Genomic DNA, 16,254 nt, shown 5'->3' on the forward strand with positions numbered 1-16,254 from the left:
TTTGCCATATTGCTGATGTTGGCTGTTAGAGTCTGTCCTGAATTGAGGCTTGCTATGTTTAGTGAATTTTTGAGAAAGTTTTAATTTAGGGTTTGAGCGTAGTTGCACACCATACCAGAGTTACCAGAAAGTCTCTAGACAGGAGGAGGATTAGGAAAATGCAAGGTTGGTTATCCAAATTCATCCACCGCAAACGTCGTCGGTTTTGCGCCTCTCTGGTGTGGACGTATCGAGAGATTAGTTCTGCTTCTGTAGATGAACTGTGGCAAAAAGTGGTTGATTTAACAGATGTTTCCTGGCATCCACAACTTAAGAGTACTAATGTTCCCCACGGATTAGTACCCAAACCAGGATTAATTTTTCAAGCTGTCACACGCTTTTCGCCGATTCCCATCAGAATTTTTGTGGAACGCGTCAATCCTAGAGAGATGCTGAGTATCCGAGTAATGGCGATTCCTGGAATTGAGGAAAGGGTGACTTATCAAGTAGAGTCAACAGTTTGTGGTACTTGTTTGTCTTATTCTGTAACACTACGGGGTTGGTTATCGCCCCTGATTTGGTCTTTATCCCGTCCTTATGCAGACCGCGTTGCAAGGTCTTTAGTCGAGGCAGTAGAAAAGACGGCATTACCAGCGGTATCTGGTCAGAAAAAATCTCTTAATGACAGTTGTTTTGATTTTTAGGGACTGGGGATTGGGGAAGAAGCAGGGGAGCAGGGGAGCAGGGGAGAAGAGTTTTCCCCTTAGCAAGAGTAGCACCCTGCTTTTCTGTCTCTTTTCAATGCCCAATGCCCAAAGAAAGTTAAGATTCTATTAGGTAATAATGCTATTTGCTAAGTTTTATCACGGCAGTAACAGTGATAAAACTTAGCTGACCTTATTTAAGAAGGCATCCAGTTAATAGCTAAGATGTTCTCCACAAGAGTGTTTATTCATTTTCAATTTTGAATTTTTATGTACGATGTTCTCGATTCCCGTTCTGTCTTAGAAGTTTTGCGACCAGTGGAAGACCCAGAACTCCGCAAAAGTCTGGTAGAACTGAATATGATTCGTAATGTCACAATTGACGGTGGCAAAGTTAGTTTCACTTTAGTATTAACCACTCCTGCCTGTCCTTTACGTGAATTTATTGTTGAAGACTGTCAGAAAGCTGTCAAAAAACTCCCAGGCGTTACAGATGTCAGTATAGAAGTTACGGCAGAAACACCGCAGCAAAAAAGTTTGCCCGATCGCACTGGCATTTCTGGAGTGAAAAATATCATTGCTGTTTCCAGTGGTAAAGGTGGCGTTGGTAAAAGTACGGTGGCGGTGAATGTCGCAGTGGCTCTAGCTCAAACTGGGGCGAAAGTCGGCTTGCTAGATGCTGATATTTACGGCCCCAATGACCCCACCATGCTGGGTCTGGCTGATGCCCAAATTGTTGTGCGTTCCACTGAAACAGGTGACATCCTGGAACCTGCTTTTAATCACGGCGTCAAATTAGTTTCGATGGGCTTTTTGATTGACCGAGATCAACCAGTAATTTGGCGGGGACCTATGCTCAATGGTGTAATCCGCCAGTTTCTCTATCAAGTGCAATGGGGGGAACTGGATTATTTGATTGTAGATATGCCACCAGGAACCGGAGATGCTCAGTTAACTTTAACCCAAGCAGTACCGATGGCAGGGGCAGTAATTGTCACCACGCCACAAAACGTAGCCCTGTTAGATTCTCGCAAGGGATTGCGGATGTTCCAGCAGATGAATGTCCCAGTATTAGGGATCGTAGAAAATATGAGCTATTTTATCCCCCCCGATCAACCAGATAAGCAATATGACATCTTTGGTTCCGGTGGTGGCTCCAAAACAGCTGCTGAATTGGGAGTGCCACTATTGGGGTGCGTGCCGCTAGAGATTTCTACACGAGTAGGTGGTGACAACGGTGTGCCCATAGTCGTTGGTGATCCAGATTCAGCTTCAGCAAAAGCATTAACAGCGATCGCTCTTACCATCGCTGGTAAAGTATCAGTTGCAGCTCTAACATAATTAATTTTAATTTCTATTTACTTCCTGGGCTATTGCTTGGGAATACTAGGGATTGGGTATGGGGCATAAGGAAGTAGGGGAAGAAAAACTATTGATTATTAACCAATGCCCAATGCCCAACAATTAAAGCTAAAGTCTAAACTGACACAATGTTGTTAAAACGATCGCTCCCCAAAATTCGCTGGAAGTCTTGGGTTAAGCCCTGGCAGAATGTAGATTGGCTACTATTTTGTTTGCCGATAGCTGCTAGTATCTTTGGCGGACTGATGATTCTCAGTACGGAACTGAAGCAGCCAGTAACTGACTGGTGGTGGCACTGGATGGTAGCGGGTATCGGCGCGCTTATAGCCCTGTTTTTATCTCGTATCCGTTACGAACTTTTGATGCAGTGGCACTGGGTAACTTATGCAATAACGAACTTCAGCTTAATCATAGTGATGATTGCTGGTAGTAGCGCCAAAGGGGCACAGCGGTGGATTCCTATTGCTGGTTTCAATGTCCAACCCTCAGAATTTGCCAAAGTCGGCATGATCATCACCTTAGCTGCTTTGCTACACAGGCGCACTGCTTCTACCCTTGAGGGTGTTTTCCGCGTTCTGGCAATCACTGCTGTACCTTGGGGATTGATATTCTTACAGCCAGATTTAGCAACATCAATGGTTTTTTGTGCGATCGTTTTAGGAATGCTGTACTGGGCAAATGCCAACCCAGGCTGGTTAATTCTGATGATTTCTCCTGTGGTTGCCGCCATTTTGTTTAGTACGTCTTGGCCATTAGCAGAGCCGATAGTTTTATTCAAAGAACTATCTTTTGGCCCATTAGGGATAGTTTGGTCAATTGCAATGGCTATTGTCGGCTGGCAAACTCTTCCCTGGCGTCGATTTGGTTTGGGCACTATCGGTGCATGGACTCTAAATATACTGGGTGGCGAATTAGGAGTCTTTGCCTGGAAGCATATTTTGAAAGAGTATCAAAAAGACCGACTCACTGTATTCATGAACCCCGATCACGATCCACTCGGTGCTGGATATCACTTAATCCAATCTCGCATTGCTATTGGTGCCGGTGAAATTTGGGGATGGGGTCTGTTCAAGGGGCCAATGACGCAACTGAATTTCGTACCGGAACAGCATACAGACTTTATTTTCTCCGCAGTGGGCGAAGAATTCGGTTTTGTTGGCTGTTTGGTAGTCCTGTTTGTCTTCTGCTTAATTTGCTTCCGTCTACTGCATGTTGCCCAAACCGCCAAAGATAACTTTGGTTCATTGTTAGCTATTGGCGTTTTGTCCATGATCGTATTTCAGCTGATTGTGAATATTGGCATGACTGTTGGTTTAGCGCCTGTGGCAGGAATTCCCCTACCTTGGATGAGTTATGGGCGTTCTGCGATGCTGACTAACTTCATTTCCTTGGGAATAGTAGAATCGGTAGCAAATTTTCGACAAAGGCAGAAGTATTATTGATTCGTCATTAGTCATTAGTCATTAGTCCTTTGTCCTTGGCTAATGACCGAATGGTACTAATAAAAGCCTAAAGCCTTGTGTAGTCTTGTTCCCAGCCTCAATACCGGAAATGTATTCCGAATGGGCTGCTGCCTCTGGTCAAGCCACTAAAGGCAGCAGCCCTCTCAGAATGCTTTCCCTGGAAGTCAGGGCAAGGGCTGTATCTTAACTTAGTGCTATTCGCTAATGACCAATGACAAATGACTATTAACAAGTATTAAGCTATTAAAAGGAAACAAACGAGGCTAAAAACATGATTCTGCCTGGAGCAACTGTTCGCGTCAACAATCCCGCAGATACCTATTATCGCTACGAAGGACTCGTGCAACGACTAACTGATGGCAAAGTAGCCGTATTATTTGAGGGTGGTAACTGGGATAAATTAGTTACCTTCCGTCTGAGCGAATTGGAACTTGTAGAGACCACAGCCGGACGTAAAAAAGCCAAATAAAACTTAGTCATTAGTCATTTGTCCGTTGTCATTTGTCATTTGACAAAAACTAATGACTAATGACCAATGACTAATGACTAATGACTAAATTGCTATGCGCCTCCCCCTACCACAGTTTGCCACTGGCGATCGCCATCCCAACCACATTGCGGAGGTGATTGAAACTACTAGTACTGAATTTTTAGCTCAGTGTTTAGAACCAGAAGACTTGAGCTTTCCCTCCATGCCACCCTTTGGTAGTTGGGTCTGCTCTGTAGATGAAGAATCTGGTAATCAAATTTATGCTGTAGTGTATTATGCCACAACCATGCCCATAGATTCCGTACATCGGGCGAGAGCATTGGGGTTGTCATTGCAAGATTTACGGGAGGAACAACCCCAAATATTTGCCATGCTGAGAACGGAATTTCGGGCTGCGATCGTGGGCTTTGAACTATCTTCGCAAAATCAAAGTTATAACCAAAGAGTATATCAGTATCTACCACCCCGTCCCCCGCAAATTCATCAGGCTGTTTATCGGTGTGAACCAGAAGCTATCATTAAATTTACTGAAGAACTAGATTTCTTAAGGACACTCCTTTGTATCAATGGTGCGCCAATAGAGTCTTTGACCGCAGCGGCCATTCGAGATGTATACCAGTTACGCAAAGCTGACCGAGAATGGCTAATTAAGGCTGGACGTAACTTGAGTGTGCTACTTAAAGACGACTACGATCGCTTGCGGTTCATTTTGAGTCAAATCCACCCGTAGGTAGTTAGTTCTGAGACAATTGCCTAGTTAGTGTAAGTTAAGGTTTTTGATTTTTCGTCAGGTGGCTTCTTTGTTTATATCGATCAGGCGATCGCCCCCAAGGTAATCGCAGTTTTACCATAGCCCCTTCAATTCCTACCTATGGAACTCATATCACAAGTTCTTGTTCTGGAACCAACTTCCCAAGTTCTTGGCAAGGAACCAATTGTTCCCTTTGCTATTTTGCTGGTGGTCATCTTAGTTATACCCATCATGTTTGAGCGACTAAGATTACCAGGATTAGTGGGTTTGGTTTTCTCAGGGCTAGTACTTGGGCCTTCAGGTTGGAATCTATTCCAGTCTGACTCACCGATGATTAACCTACTATCAGACATTGGGTTAATTTATTTACTGTTTGTCGCAGGGCTAGAAGTTGATCTAGAACAGTTTCGCCGCCAGAAAAGTCGCGCTTTTGGATTTGCTAGCCTGACTTTCAGTGTACCCCTGGTAATGGGAACCCTAGTAGGACTAATTTTAGGCTATGGCTGGAATACTTCAATCTTAATTGGCTCTTTATTTGCTTCCTATACCCTTTTGGCATATCCCATAATCAGTCGTTTGGGAGTGGTAAACAACGAAGCTGTTACTGTCACCACTGGAGCTAAGATTTTTACAGATGTTGGTGCAGTGCTGATATTAGCCGTTTGTGTAGCTATGGCTGATGATGAAGCATTCAGCTTTGCAGAACTACTCACTTTGTCTGGTCGGTTAACTATTTACTCTGTTGCCGTTGTCACAGGCTTTGATTGGGCAGGCAAAGAATTTTTCAAGCGGTCTGGAGACGACGAAGGAAACAAATTTTTGTTTGTGTTGCTTTCTGTGTTTCTAGCGGCTGTAGGTGCCCAATTGATTGGGGTAGAAAAAATTGTTGGTGCTTTTTTAGCGGGTTTGGCGGTGAATGAAGCTGTGGGTGAAGGGCCAGTCAAAGAAAAGGTGGTATTTATTGGCAGTGTGCTGTTCATTCCCATTTTCTTTGTTGATCTTGGTTTACTGATCAATCTACCCGTCTTTGTAAACAACCTAGACACGCTGAAGTTAACGCTGTTGATGATCGTTGGTTTGATTGTCAGTAAATTGATTGCAGCTTTATTAACAAAACTGGTTTACCGCTATAACTGGCAAGAAATGCTAACGATGTGGTCGCTGTCACTTCCCCAGGTTGCTACAACCTTAGCAGCAACGTTAGTGGGATATCGGGCTGGGTTGTTGCCACTAGAAGTATTACACAGCATCATTGTCTTAATGGTTGTCACATCAACCTTGGGCCCTTTGATTACCAGTCGAATAGCTGTTGGTTTGAATTCCTCAGTAGCGGAAGATCCACCAGCACCCCTACCTGACCAGAAAGCACCAGAGATAGATAATGCTTTTACTATAGTTGTGCCTGTATATAATCCTCATACTCAGCAGTATTTGATTGAAATGGCGGCGTTATTAGCACGTCAGTCTCAGGGCAAAATTGTACCACTGGCGATCGCTAATGCTGCTGCTCACATGGATGCACCGCAGTTAGAAGCCTCTCTACAACGGAGTGAGCGGTTATTGACCAAAGCCACTGCACAAAGTCGAGTATTGGGCGTACCTACGGAAGCAGTGCTGCGGATTGATGATGCCTTTGCTCAGGGAATTAGCAGAGCGGCTCGTGAACAAAAGGCTAATTTAATTGTTATGGGTTGGGGTAAACGCACTGGGTTGCGAGCGCGTTTATTTGGGAATGTGATTGATGGTGTGCTTTGGGCTTCCCATTGTCCAGTAGCGGTGACACGTCTGGTAGAATCACCGAAAAAAATTCAGCGCATCTTAGTACCAATAGAGAACTTAACAGCACCCACATTACAGCCTGTACAATTTGCTCAAATGCTGGCAGAAGCAAATCAGAGCCACATTACTGTGCTGAATGTGTGCGATCGCCGCACTAGTTCCAGTAAAATTGCTTGGAGGCGATCGCATCTCTCACTGCTAGTATCTAAATTGGCTTTGACCAATGCCCCAGAAATTCAAATCATCGCTCATGAAAATGTTGCCCAAGCAATTTTGCAGGCAGCGCGATTATATGATTTGGTCGTTTTACCTTTTATACGTAATCGTACCAGCCCTGGAGGGTTAACCATTAGCGATGTCACTACCCAGTTAGCCAGCCAACTCACTTGCTCCATCGTCATGCTTGGAGAACCGCAACGCACTCAAACTAATGTAATTACCTCTAATGCGGTTACTAGCATTACGTCTGCTGTATAATATCAGCCATAGTTCAGTCCATTTGAGTAGACTTGAGCTATGATGCCATTGACAAAAATCTTTGCAACAAATGAATTGGCTGTAGGGAAGTACAGCTGTACATCCCTACAAATATATGTATTTGTAACATGAGTTTAGTGGAATGGTATCAGTCTCTGCACTCAAGTGCAGGGGGGAATGTTAGCAAACGCGACAGAGGTTGACTATGGTAATGGTAAGACCTTGAAATTGGACAAGTTTCAAACTACTTCCTGCTACTTTGCATCAAGATGAGAACAGTAGCAACCATAAAAACACTTTATCTTATTGAAGATTTGATGAACTTTAGATGAAGATTGATAATCTTTAGACCAAGTTTGTTATTTTGCTAATTAAATTCTTAAGCAAAAAGGTAAAAATATAACAAAACTGCAACCGTAAAAAAATAGTTCAGGAGGCAGGAGGATGAAGGCAGGAGGCAGGAGGTAACCCACCCTTAAAAGAGTGGCATTGAAGAAAGGACGTTTTATACCTCGCTGCAAGCAGTCTCAGTATAATTATCGCTTTGAACTGGGCTTTAGACCCAGAACTCAAGTTTTAATTGATACTTCTTACCTCCTGCCCTCTGCCTCCTGCCTTCTGCCTTTCTTCGGTAAGTTCAACAACACTTTTTGATGAAGCCTTGTTCTTTTTTTGTTCTGTATTTTTGTACCCAAGCTGGGTAATCTAAAAGTAAGTGCAATAGCTACTGAAAATATTTGTAAGTAACTGGGAAACTATGAGAATTTTGGTGACGGGCGGTGCTGGGTTTATTGGTTCCCATCTCATCGACCGACTAATGACTGCTGGGCATGAATTAATATGCTTGGATAATTTTTACACTGGCCACAAACGCAACATTCTTAAATGGTTAGGTCATCCGTACTTTGAACTGATTCGCCACGATATTACCGAACCAATTCGGTTAGAAGTGGATCAAATTTATCATTTAGCTTGTCCTGCTTCACCAGTACATTACCAGTACAACCCAGTTAAAACCGTTAAAACTAACGTGATGGGAACACTGAATATGTTGGGGCTGGCTAAACGTGTGAAAGCTAGGTTTTTCTTGGCTTCAACTAGTGAAGTATACGGTGATCCAGAAGTTCATCCCCAAACTGAAGAGTATCGGGGTAGCGTCAATCCCATTGGGATACGTTCATGCTACGACGAGGGTAAAAGAATTGCTGAAACTCTAGCATTTGATTACTACAGGCAAAATAAAGTTGATATTCGAGTTGTTCGGATATTCAACACCTACGGGCCGAGAATGTTAGAAAACGATGGTCGGGTGGTGAGCAACTTTATAGTTCAAGCCTTACGGGGTAATCCTTTAACCGTCTACGGCGATGGTTCACAAACTCGTAGTTTCTGCTATGTTTCGGATTTGGTAGAAGGATTCATCCGCCTAATGAATAGCGACTACATTGGGCCAGTCAACTTGGGCAACCCTGGTGAATACACGATTTTACAATTGGCACAAACAGTGCAAAATATGATCAACCCGGAGGCCCAGATTAAGTTCGAGGCACTACCTTCGGATGATCCCCGACGTCGCCAACCTGATATCACAAAGGCAAAAACTTGGTTAAATTGGGAACCTACCATTCCTCTGCAAGAGGGGTTAAAACTGACAATAGAAGATTTTCGCGATCGCATTCAAAGCGATGTCAATAATTCAACCATCTAAGCAGCCCCTAGCGGCGCTCTGAATTTTCGTGTAGGCTCATCCTCGATAACTAAATATACTTAGTGGCTGAGTTTCATGCCAGTGTATAAGTGTCAAATTGAGAACTTCTTTTTGAAGACTAATCCCAAAAAAGTGAGGAGTTAAAAAATGCGTGTTTGCGTGATTGGTACTGGTTACGTTGGTTTAGTTACAGGTGCTTGCTTGGCTCATATTGGGCATGATGTAATTTGCGTAGACAACAACGAAGAAAAAGTTAAGTTAATGAAGTCTGGGCAGTCCCCAATTTTTGAGCCGGGACTCTCAGAAATTATGCAGTCTGCCATTCAAGCAGAGAAAATTCATTTTACTAGTGATCTTGCTGCTGGAGTTTCCCACGGGGAAATTCTGTTTATTGCTGTGGGAACGCCACCTTTACCCACTGGTGAAAGTGATACTCGTTATGTTGAAGCTGTAGCTCGTGGGATTGGCGAAAATCTCAACGGTGGTTATAAGGTCATAGTTAATAAATCTACCGTACCCATTGGCTCAGGTGACTGGGTGCGGATGCTTGTTTTAGATGGTGTTGCTGAACGGCAGAAAACATTAGTACCCGCAGGTGGGGTGTCGAGTGATGATAAATTACCTGAGTTTGTAGCCGAGTTTGATGTGGTGAGCAATCCAGAGTTTTTGCGCGAAGGTTCGGCAGTTCACGACACCTTCAACCCCGATCGCATTGTACTAGGAGGCAATAGTCAAAGAGCAGTAGCTTTAATGCAACAACTGTATGCCCCAATTGTGGAACGCAAGTACGCTGAAGATCAATCTTTACCCCCTGTACCAATTCTGGCAACAGACCTGAGTTCGGCGGAGATGATCAAATACGCCGCTAATGCCTTCTTAGCCACCAAGATTAGTTTTATTAACGAAGTTGCTAATATTTGCGATCGCGTCGGTGCTGATGTTACCCAAGTAGCCAAGGGTATCGGTCTAGACTCCCGCATTGGTAACAAGTTTTTACAAGCTGGTATTGGTTGGGGTGGTTCTTGTTTCCCCAAAGATGTCTCCGCTCTAATTCACACTGCTGATGATTATGGCTATGAAGCCCAGCTAATGAAAGCTGCTGTCAGTGTCAATGAACGTCAGCGGTTGATTGCTTTGGAAAAACTCCAACAAGTTCTGAAAATTCTCAAAGGCAAAACAGTTGGGCTACTCGGACTGACCTTCAAGCCAGATACCGATGACTTGCGCGACGCCCCAGCACTCATCCTAATTGAGCAGCTAAACCGACTTGGAGCCAAAGTCAAAGCCTACGATCCCATTATTTCTCAAACAGGTATGCGTCATGGGCTTTCTGGGGTGTTAGTAGAAACCGATGCCGAAAGACTTGCTGACGGCTGTGATGCCTTAGTACTTGTCACCGAATGGCAGCAGTTCAGCACTCTCGACTATGTGAAGATGGCAAAATTGATGGCCCACCCAGTTATCATCGATGGTCGTAACTTCCTCGACCCCGAAGCAATGATCCGGGCTGGATTCCAATATGTAGGCGTGGGAAGATAGAGAGTTAGGAGTTAGGAGTGATAAATAAAAATTAATTACTAACTTCTAACTCGTTTGAAAACCTAAATATTTAAACTACCGCCTAGATTCATCTAGGCGGTATTTAATTTGTTTAAAGCTTAACTTTGTATTTTTACGTGTAAACTTGTTTTAAGAGCTACTTGGAACACGTTCAATTTCAGCATATCCACTGAAAATAAGTTTTTGACCTTCAGTTTCTAATCGATTGAGCCGCATTTTCACTCCATCAAGGTCAAAACGATCAAGATCAACCATATTATCTAAAATTTCTACCAGCGCTACGCTCAAGGTTTGCGAGATTTCTCGTTGTGCTTCTGGCACTTGGTCAAGTTGAATTTTTGGATCTTTGAAAGAAACTCGCCGCCGCCTTTCAATAGCTACTGTTAAAATCATGCTCAGGGGTACGAGTTCGCCATTATTTAAATCTGCTTTTGCTACAAGCTGTAAGCGATTCTCTGGCAATAGCTGTACCTGGACATCCGTAAATGAGACTGGTTCACCGCCAGATAATGCCGTCAGGGATGGTACGGTGAGGTTAAGCAGACGCTTTTTCACCAGTTCCGCATTAAAGGCTTGGTTGATGCCTGCTTCTGATAATATAACTTGAGCGATCGCTTGAGTGGGTTGCTTAAGACTAAGTTTGCCACTTAAAACCGAGCCGAAGTCAATAGCCACCGCATCGGTTTCAAAAGACATCTCCTCTACCGCGAAATCTTTCCGAATCATCAAGCCACGACCGCTCATTTTGAAGCTATCGATGCTGCCTTGCAACAGTTTGCTGGAGGGATAGCAGCGGACAAAGACTTCTACTGACTCGCTTTGGGTAAACAGGTGGCGAATCGTTTGGCTGGCAACTGTGTTGAGCATCCGCTCTCCCCAATCAGTGCCTTTAGGATCTTGTAAACCAGTAAGTCCGCCGAACATTTGGTTCTTAGTCTCTAGAAGTTGTTTGTACTTTTGTAACAAACTGTGAAGAATACAGCAAGCGATCCCGTGATTAATTGTGCTGATGGGTAGGCATAGGGTAGCTGATGGTTGATGAGCTTATGTATTAAATATTACTGTTCATAAATGTACTACCCATTTTCTTTAGTAGACATACAAGCAGTATTAAAAGATTGTCATAAAGCTATTGAAATATATAAATCTCAAGGTGAAATAATTAAATTATAGAGGATACAAATTTTATTAAAAAGCTTACGCGAGACGTAGCTTGTTTCAGAACTCATATTTTTCTGAGCCTACCAATCCCACACTTTTATCTAGCGCTATCTTTATGTTTTATTTCCAGAAAATCTTTAGTTACTCTAACTATAGAATCTCCATTTATATAATTTGAAGTATAATTGGGCGTTAATGGCAGATTATCGCCCGATTCTAGTACTAAAATAACCCGAAAAAAGTATTCGTCTATACTAGTATTAATCCGTTCAAGCTTAACATCAGTAATTTCGTTCAAAGAATATTGAAAAACTGTTTTTCCTAACGTTCCAAACCACCTGTAACGACTAAGCTTTACAGTATTTGTTTCCTTGTCAAAATTACAAGTGATAAATAAACCTGGTGACGCTACTAGCAACGCTAATATTCCACAGAATACAGTAAACCTGACAACAATGTAACCCATAAAAGTGTCATCAAGTATAACCGCTAAATTGTTCTCTGTAGGGTTTTTCAAAAATTTGTTAATTCTTAATACTATTGATTGTAATTCTTCAAGTTTAAATTTTGGGTATGTTCTATCTGTAAAAGGAAAGCTATCTTTATCAGTTAATAGTAAAATTTTATATGAGTATCTGGGCTTAACTTGACTATCGGTTTGCATCTCTGTTTCCAATTTAGCCTCTAGTAACTCAGAAACTAGCACTTCACTTTTTTCTTGACCAAACCAATAATTTTCTGTTAGCTTACACATTCCTGTTAGAGTATTTTGTCCTGCACTCAAATCAATATTTGAAGTAGATATATTGTTTGGATAACGATTGCAGACAAGTTGTGTAATAGGTGTAAATATAATAGTCGCAAATAAAAATAGAACAAATAATTGACTAAAAAATATTCCTACACCTAAAAATACTTTTGGTCGAATAATGAAAATAAGTTTAGTTGATGTTTGCTCTGAGACTTTTAGAGGATTAGCTAGAGTGAAATAACATCCAGCACCTAAGTTAATTGCCAACAGGATGGCAAATAATAAAACAGTCATTTTATTTGTAGCTCCAGAACCACTTGAGCAGATAGAAATATTACGCGTTTACCAATTAGATAATAAATTAAGAAAGAATAACCTCAATTAGTCTTCTGTGGCTAGTGCCCATCAAATATGCCAGTATTAGCTCAGTATCGCCACCAAAATCCGAAGTAAGTCGTCTATGTCAGCAGGAACACGATATAAATTCAGGTCTTGAGTTATTTGTTTACTTTCTCGATTCAGTAGACCAAATTGCCAAATATCCCCTGTAGAAACAGCACCCTGTAAATTTAGCTCTTGAGAGTCAGTCCACGCATCAATAGCAATCAGTTCTACAGCAAGCTGGGTAAAGCCCCTTGCCAAATCAGCATTTTTAGCTTCCACAACCAAGAGCTTATGGTCTGTATGAAGATAATAGTCAAGGGAACCTTTTAATTGTTCTGTAACTATAAGAGGATATTCAATTCTAAGTTGGGCACGGGTGTAATGAACAATATCCAATAAAATTGGGGCAATTAGTAACTCTCTGCGGGCTGCCTCACTAGTCAAACTAATATATGGCAAGCTCTCCTCAATCCTAGATTTGAGATTTACGAGTCTGTCTAATTCAATGCTGGACTTTTGGTGATTGAGAGAGGAACGTTTTAAAGAATAGCCAAATTCAGCCAGGATGTCTTCTGGCTCGAATGACATCTCAAAATAGTTTCTGAAAGTGTATGAGTGATTTGGTTGAAGGATGGGAGTTTTGCTCATACTTGATAATTCGTAATTCGTAATTGAGCTTTTTAAAATAACATCAGATTTTCAATAGGTTCGATTGTCATACAACTTGTATGACAAACATAATAGGCCTCCTACCTCGTCAACAACTTTCGCCGCAGATTATCTAATGCTGCATTCGCACTAACATGACGAATTAGAGCGCGTCCTCGCACTGTGCCAAACTGATACTCAAAACTTGCCACTTCATCGTCTGGCCCAGCTAAACCAACGTAAACTAAACCCACTGGCTTAGTATCTGTCCCTCCAGTTGGGCCAGCAATACCAGTAATACTCAGTCCCCAAGTGGTTGAAAGTCGGGTTTTTACCCCAATTGCCATTTGCTCTGCAACGATCGCACTTACCGCCCCAAATTTCTCTAAATCTTCCTGCTTAACCCCCAGCAACCCAACCTTCACCGAATTGTCATAAGAAATTACTCCACCCCAAAAGTAATCAGAACTCCCAGAAATCTCAGTTAACATTTGTCCTAAACCGCCACCAGTGCAAGATTCTGCGACTGAAAGCGTTTCTTTTGATGTCCGCAACAGCTGACCGACCACGGAAGCAAGAGTATCGTTATTAACACCGTAAAAATCTAGTCCGGCGATTTCTTTAAGTTGTTTCTCAATTGGCGCAATTAGTTCTTCTGCGGCTGCTTCGGAAGTTGCTTTAGCAGAAACTCGCAATCTTACTTCCCCCTTACCTGCATAAGGCGCTACTGTGGGATTTGGCAACTTTAAGTAGGAAGCAACCTTTTCCGCTAAAGCAGATTCACCAATACCCCAAAATTTTAAACTCCGGCTGTAAATAATTTCTTTACCCCAACCTTGACTTTTGAGAAATGGGACGGCTGTTTCTTCCCACATCGGGTGCATTTCACTGGGAACACCGGGAAAGGTAAAAATCGTAATTTCAGGACGAGGTTGCCAAATGATGCCGGGTGCTGTTCCAGTTGGGTTGGGGAGAATTTCTGCACCTTGGGGAATCAAAGCTTGTTTGCGGTTACTTGGTGACATAACCCGACCACGTTGGGCGAATTTCTGGGTTATGTCTTCGATGATGTCAGAGTGTTCTACCAACGGGACTTTAAAAAAATCGGCGATGGTTTCGCAGGTGAGGTCATCTGGTGTCGGGCCGAGTCCACCAGTAAAAATGAGAATTTGCGCTCTGGAAATAGCAATTTCTATAACTTCTTTCAACCGTTCTGGGTTATCCCCAACCACTGTTTGATAGTAATGGGGGATACCTAGCTGCGCTAATTGTTGCGCCAAAAATTGAGCATTGCCGTTGAGGATATCTCCTAGCAGCAGTTCAGTACCAACACAAATAATTTCTGCACTCATTGGATTGGGAATGGGGAATGGGGAATAGGGAGTTGGGAGTGGGGAATGGGGAATGGGGAAGAAGAACTATTACCAATGCCCCATGCCCCATGCCTAATTATGCTAGTGCTGGTACAGGAATTTCCAGGTGAGGATATAAGGGGAAGCGATCGCACAATGCTGCTACCCTTTGCCGACAATCTTGGGTTACTACGTCGGAATCTGGAGAAAGTAGGCGATCGCTAATAATATTTGCAATCTCGGTAAATTCTCCTACTCCTAAGCCCCGCGTGGTCATGGCTGGAGAACCTAATCTCAGACCACTGGTAACAAATGGCGATTGTGGATCAAAGGGAATAGTATTTTTGTTAGCAGTAATATTCACGCTACTAACTAGCTGATCCGCCTGCTTACCAGTTAGATTGACAGAGCGTAAATCTACTAATATTAAATGGTTGTCAGTGCCATTAGACACTAACTTTAAACCCCGATTTTGTAGTTGTTCGGCCAAAGCACGAGCATTTTCAATCACTTGGGCAGAATAGGTTTTAAACTCAGGCTTGAGGGCTTCTCCAAAAGCTACAGCCTTACCAGCAATGACATGTTCCAATGGCCCGCCTTGGCTACCAGGAAAAACAGATTTATCTAGCTTTTTACCTAGTTCTGCCTCACCAGTCAAAATTAAACCACCTCTAGGCCCGCGTAGAGTCTTATGTGTAGTTGTTGTTACTACGTGACAATGAGGAATGGGATCGGGATGAAGACCACTAGCAACTAAACCAGCAATGTGAGCAATATCGGCGAGTAAGTAAGCGCCGATTTCATCAGCAATACTACGGAACTTTTCAAAGTCAATGATACGGGGATAAGCTGAATAACCACAAATCAGCAGCTTAGGACGCTCCCTTAGCGCCAGCTCTCGAATTTGGTCATAGTCAAGTTGTTCTGTTTGTTGACTGACACCATAGTGGCTAACTTGGAACCACTTACCTGAAAAATTTACAGGGGAACCGTGGGTAAGATGTCCCCCATGAGACAAATCCATCCCCATAATTTTGTCTCCTGGTTGCAGCAGCGACAGAAACACTGCAAAGTTGGCTTGTGCGCCAGAATGGGGTTGCACATTCGCATGAGCAGCACCAAATATCTGTTTAGCACGGTCGATCGCTACTTGCTCGATTTTGTCGATAAACTCACAACCGCCATAGTAGCGTTTACCAGGTAAACCTTCGGCATATTTATTTGTCAGTACCGAACCTTGAGCCGCCAGTACAGCGGCGGAGGTAAAGTTTTCACTAGCAATCAACTCCAAGTGATCTCGCTGACGCTGTAGTTCGTCGTTGATTAACCCCGCGATCGCTGGATCACTGGAGGAAAGAAAGTCTGAATTAGTCCTAGTCACTTCAATTATCCTTATGGAAATTTGTACAACGGCTGATTTGGGTTGGATACAGCACCTAAATAACAGTCAAGAGCAATAGTTTTTGACTGCTGTACAGAGGCGATTAATCGTCTCCGTACTCTGAGGTTTATTTGTGCCAACTTATTTATTATTAGACCCAAGCTTGATTAATGCATTAATAATCATAACCTTGGTTTTTGAAATCCTCACCTTGCTGCGTGTTGTGAGGTCGTTAAACAGTATTCTTTATGACTGGAGTTTAGACTAAGCCATACAAAATGACCCAGCAGGGCTGAGTTAATCA

The 16,254-nt window shown here is 42.8% G+C and carries 13 protein-coding genes; 8 read left to right on the plus strand and 5 right to left on the minus strand.

Annotated features, from left to right (window positions below):
* Positions 1-158 precede the first annotated feature (158 nt).
* The 8 genes from ABF638_RS20345 (at position 159) to ABF638_RS20380 (ending at position 10,252) form a co-directional block, all read left to right on the plus strand.
* Positions 159-683 (plus strand): polyketide cyclase / dehydrase and lipid transport, encoded by a 525-nt coding sequence (locus ABF638_RS20345; protein WP_069070960.1) that lies wholly within the window; start codon positions 159-161, stop codon positions 681-683.
* Between the two features lie 270 nt (positions 684-953).
* Complete coding sequence (locus tag ABF638_RS20350) at positions 954-2,024, plus strand: Mrp/NBP35 family ATP-binding protein (RefSeq protein ID WP_435024804.1); 1,071 nt, start codon at positions 954-956, stop codon at positions 2,022-2,024.
* Positions 2,025-2,173: 149 nt separating this feature from the next.
* Positions 2,174-3,487 carry a rod shape-determining protein RodA gene (gene rodA, locus ABF638_RS20355; protein ID WP_435024805.1) on the plus strand — a complete coding sequence of 438 codons (1,314 nt, stop codon included), beginning with the start codon at positions 2,174-2,176 and terminating at the stop codon, positions 3,485-3,487.
* Between the two features lie 292 nt (positions 3,488-3,779).
* A complete protein-coding gene (locus ABF638_RS20360) occupies positions 3,780-3,977 on the plus strand; it encodes an NAD(P)H dehydrogenase subunit NdhS (protein WP_069070957.1) in 198 nt (65 codons plus the stop codon).
* A 94-nt stretch (positions 3,978-4,071) separates the two neighbouring features.
* A complete protein-coding gene (locus ABF638_RS20365) occupies positions 4,072-4,728 on the plus strand; it encodes an HAS-barrel domain-containing protein (RefSeq protein WP_069070956.1) in 657 nt (218 codons plus the stop codon).
* Positions 4,729-4,869: 141 nt separating this feature from the next.
* Positions 4,870-7,005 (plus strand): cation:proton antiporter domain-containing protein, encoded by a 2,136-nt coding sequence (locus tag ABF638_RS20370; RefSeq protein ID WP_435024806.1) that lies wholly within the window; start codon positions 4,870-4,872, stop codon positions 7,003-7,005.
* A 757-nt stretch (positions 7,006-7,762) separates the two neighbouring features.
* Entirely contained in the window at positions 7,763-8,713 is a 951-nt protein-coding gene (locus tag ABF638_RS20375) for a UDP-glucuronic acid decarboxylase family protein (protein ID WP_435024807.1), read from the plus strand.
* 147 nt (positions 8,714-8,860) lie between these two features.
* A complete protein-coding gene (locus ABF638_RS20380) occupies positions 8,861-10,252 on the plus strand; it encodes a UDP-glucose dehydrogenase family protein (protein WP_435024808.1) in 1,392 nt (463 codons plus the stop codon).
* A gap of 150 nt (positions 10,253-10,402) precedes the next feature.
* On the opposite strand, the gene ABF638_RS20385 is transcribed toward ABF638_RS20380, so the two are convergent.
* From ABF638_RS20385 to glyA, 5 genes are all read right to left on the minus strand, one after another.
* On the minus strand, positions 10,403-11,197 hold the full coding sequence (locus ABF638_RS20385) for an LmeA family phospholipid-binding protein (RefSeq protein WP_435024809.1): 795 nt from the start codon (positions 11,195-11,197) through the stop codon (positions 10,403-10,405).
* A 334-nt stretch (positions 11,198-11,531) separates the two neighbouring features.
* Complete coding sequence (locus tag ABF638_RS20390; protein ID WP_435024810.1) at positions 11,532-12,479, minus strand: hypothetical protein; 948 nt, start codon at positions 12,477-12,479, stop codon at positions 11,532-11,534.
* Between the two features lie 126 nt (positions 12,480-12,605).
* Positions 12,606-13,217: a hypothetical protein gene (locus tag ABF638_RS20395; protein ID WP_435024811.1), complete on the minus strand. Its 612-nt coding sequence runs from the start codon at positions 13,215-13,217 to the stop codon at positions 12,606-12,608.
* 101 nt (positions 13,218-13,318) lie between these two features.
* Positions 13,319-14,569, minus strand: coding sequence for a competence/damage-inducible protein A (locus tag ABF638_RS20400; RefSeq protein WP_435024812.1), 1,251 nt, complete (start codon positions 14,567-14,569; stop codon positions 13,319-13,321).
* 97 nt (positions 14,570-14,666) lie between these two features.
* On the minus strand, positions 14,667-15,950 hold the full coding sequence (glyA, locus tag ABF638_RS20405; protein ID WP_435024813.1) for a serine hydroxymethyltransferase: 1,284 nt from the start codon (positions 15,948-15,950) through the stop codon (positions 14,667-14,669).
* Positions 15,951-16,254: the final 304 nt, after the last annotated feature.

It is taken from the genome of Nostoc sp. CALU 1950 (genome assembly GCF_051172895.1).
GTDB lineage: Bacteria > Cyanobacteriota > Cyanobacteriia > Cyanobacteriales > Nostocaceae > Nostoc > Nostoc edaphicum_A.

Coding starts and splice junctions, on each gene's coding strand:
- ABF638_RS20345 (WP_069070960.1), top strand. CDS start 159: ATGCAAGGTTGGTTATCCAAATTCATCCACCGCAAACGTCGTCGGTTT.
- ABF638_RS20350 (WP_435024804.1), top strand. CDS start 954: ATGTACGATGTTCTCGATTCCCGTTCTGTCTTAGAAGTTTTGCGACCA.
- rodA (WP_435024805.1), top strand. CDS start 2,174: ATGTTGTTAAAACGATCGCTCCCCAAAATTCGCTGGAAGTCTTGGGTT.
- ABF638_RS20360 (WP_069070957.1), top strand. CDS start 3,780: ATGATTCTGCCTGGAGCAACTGTTCGCGTCAACAATCCCGCAGATACC.
- ABF638_RS20365 (WP_069070956.1), top strand. CDS start 4,072: ATGCGCCTCCCCCTACCACAGTTTGCCACTGGCGATCGCCATCCCAAC.
- ABF638_RS20370 (WP_435024806.1), top strand. CDS start 4,870: ATGGAACTCATATCACAAGTTCTTGTTCTGGAACCAACTTCCCAAGTT.
- ABF638_RS20375 (WP_435024807.1), top strand. CDS start 7,763: ATGAGAATTTTGGTGACGGGCGGTGCTGGGTTTATTGGTTCCCATCTC.
- ABF638_RS20380 (WP_435024808.1), top strand. CDS start 8,861: ATGCGTGTTTGCGTGATTGGTACTGGTTACGTTGGTTTAGTTACAGGT.
- ABF638_RS20385 (WP_435024809.1), bottom strand. CDS start 11,197: ATGTTCGGCGGACTTACTGGTTTACAAGATCCTAAAGGCACTGATTGG.
- ABF638_RS20390 (WP_435024810.1), bottom strand. CDS start 12,479: ATGACTGTTTTATTATTTGCCATCCTGTTGGCAATTAACTTAGGTGCT.
- ABF638_RS20395 (WP_435024811.1), bottom strand. CDS start 13,217: ATGAGCAAAACTCCCATCCTTCAACCAAATCACTCATACACTTTCAGA.
- ABF638_RS20400 (WP_435024812.1), bottom strand. CDS start 14,569: ATGAGTGCAGAAATTATTTGTGTTGGTACTGAACTGCTGCTAGGAGAT.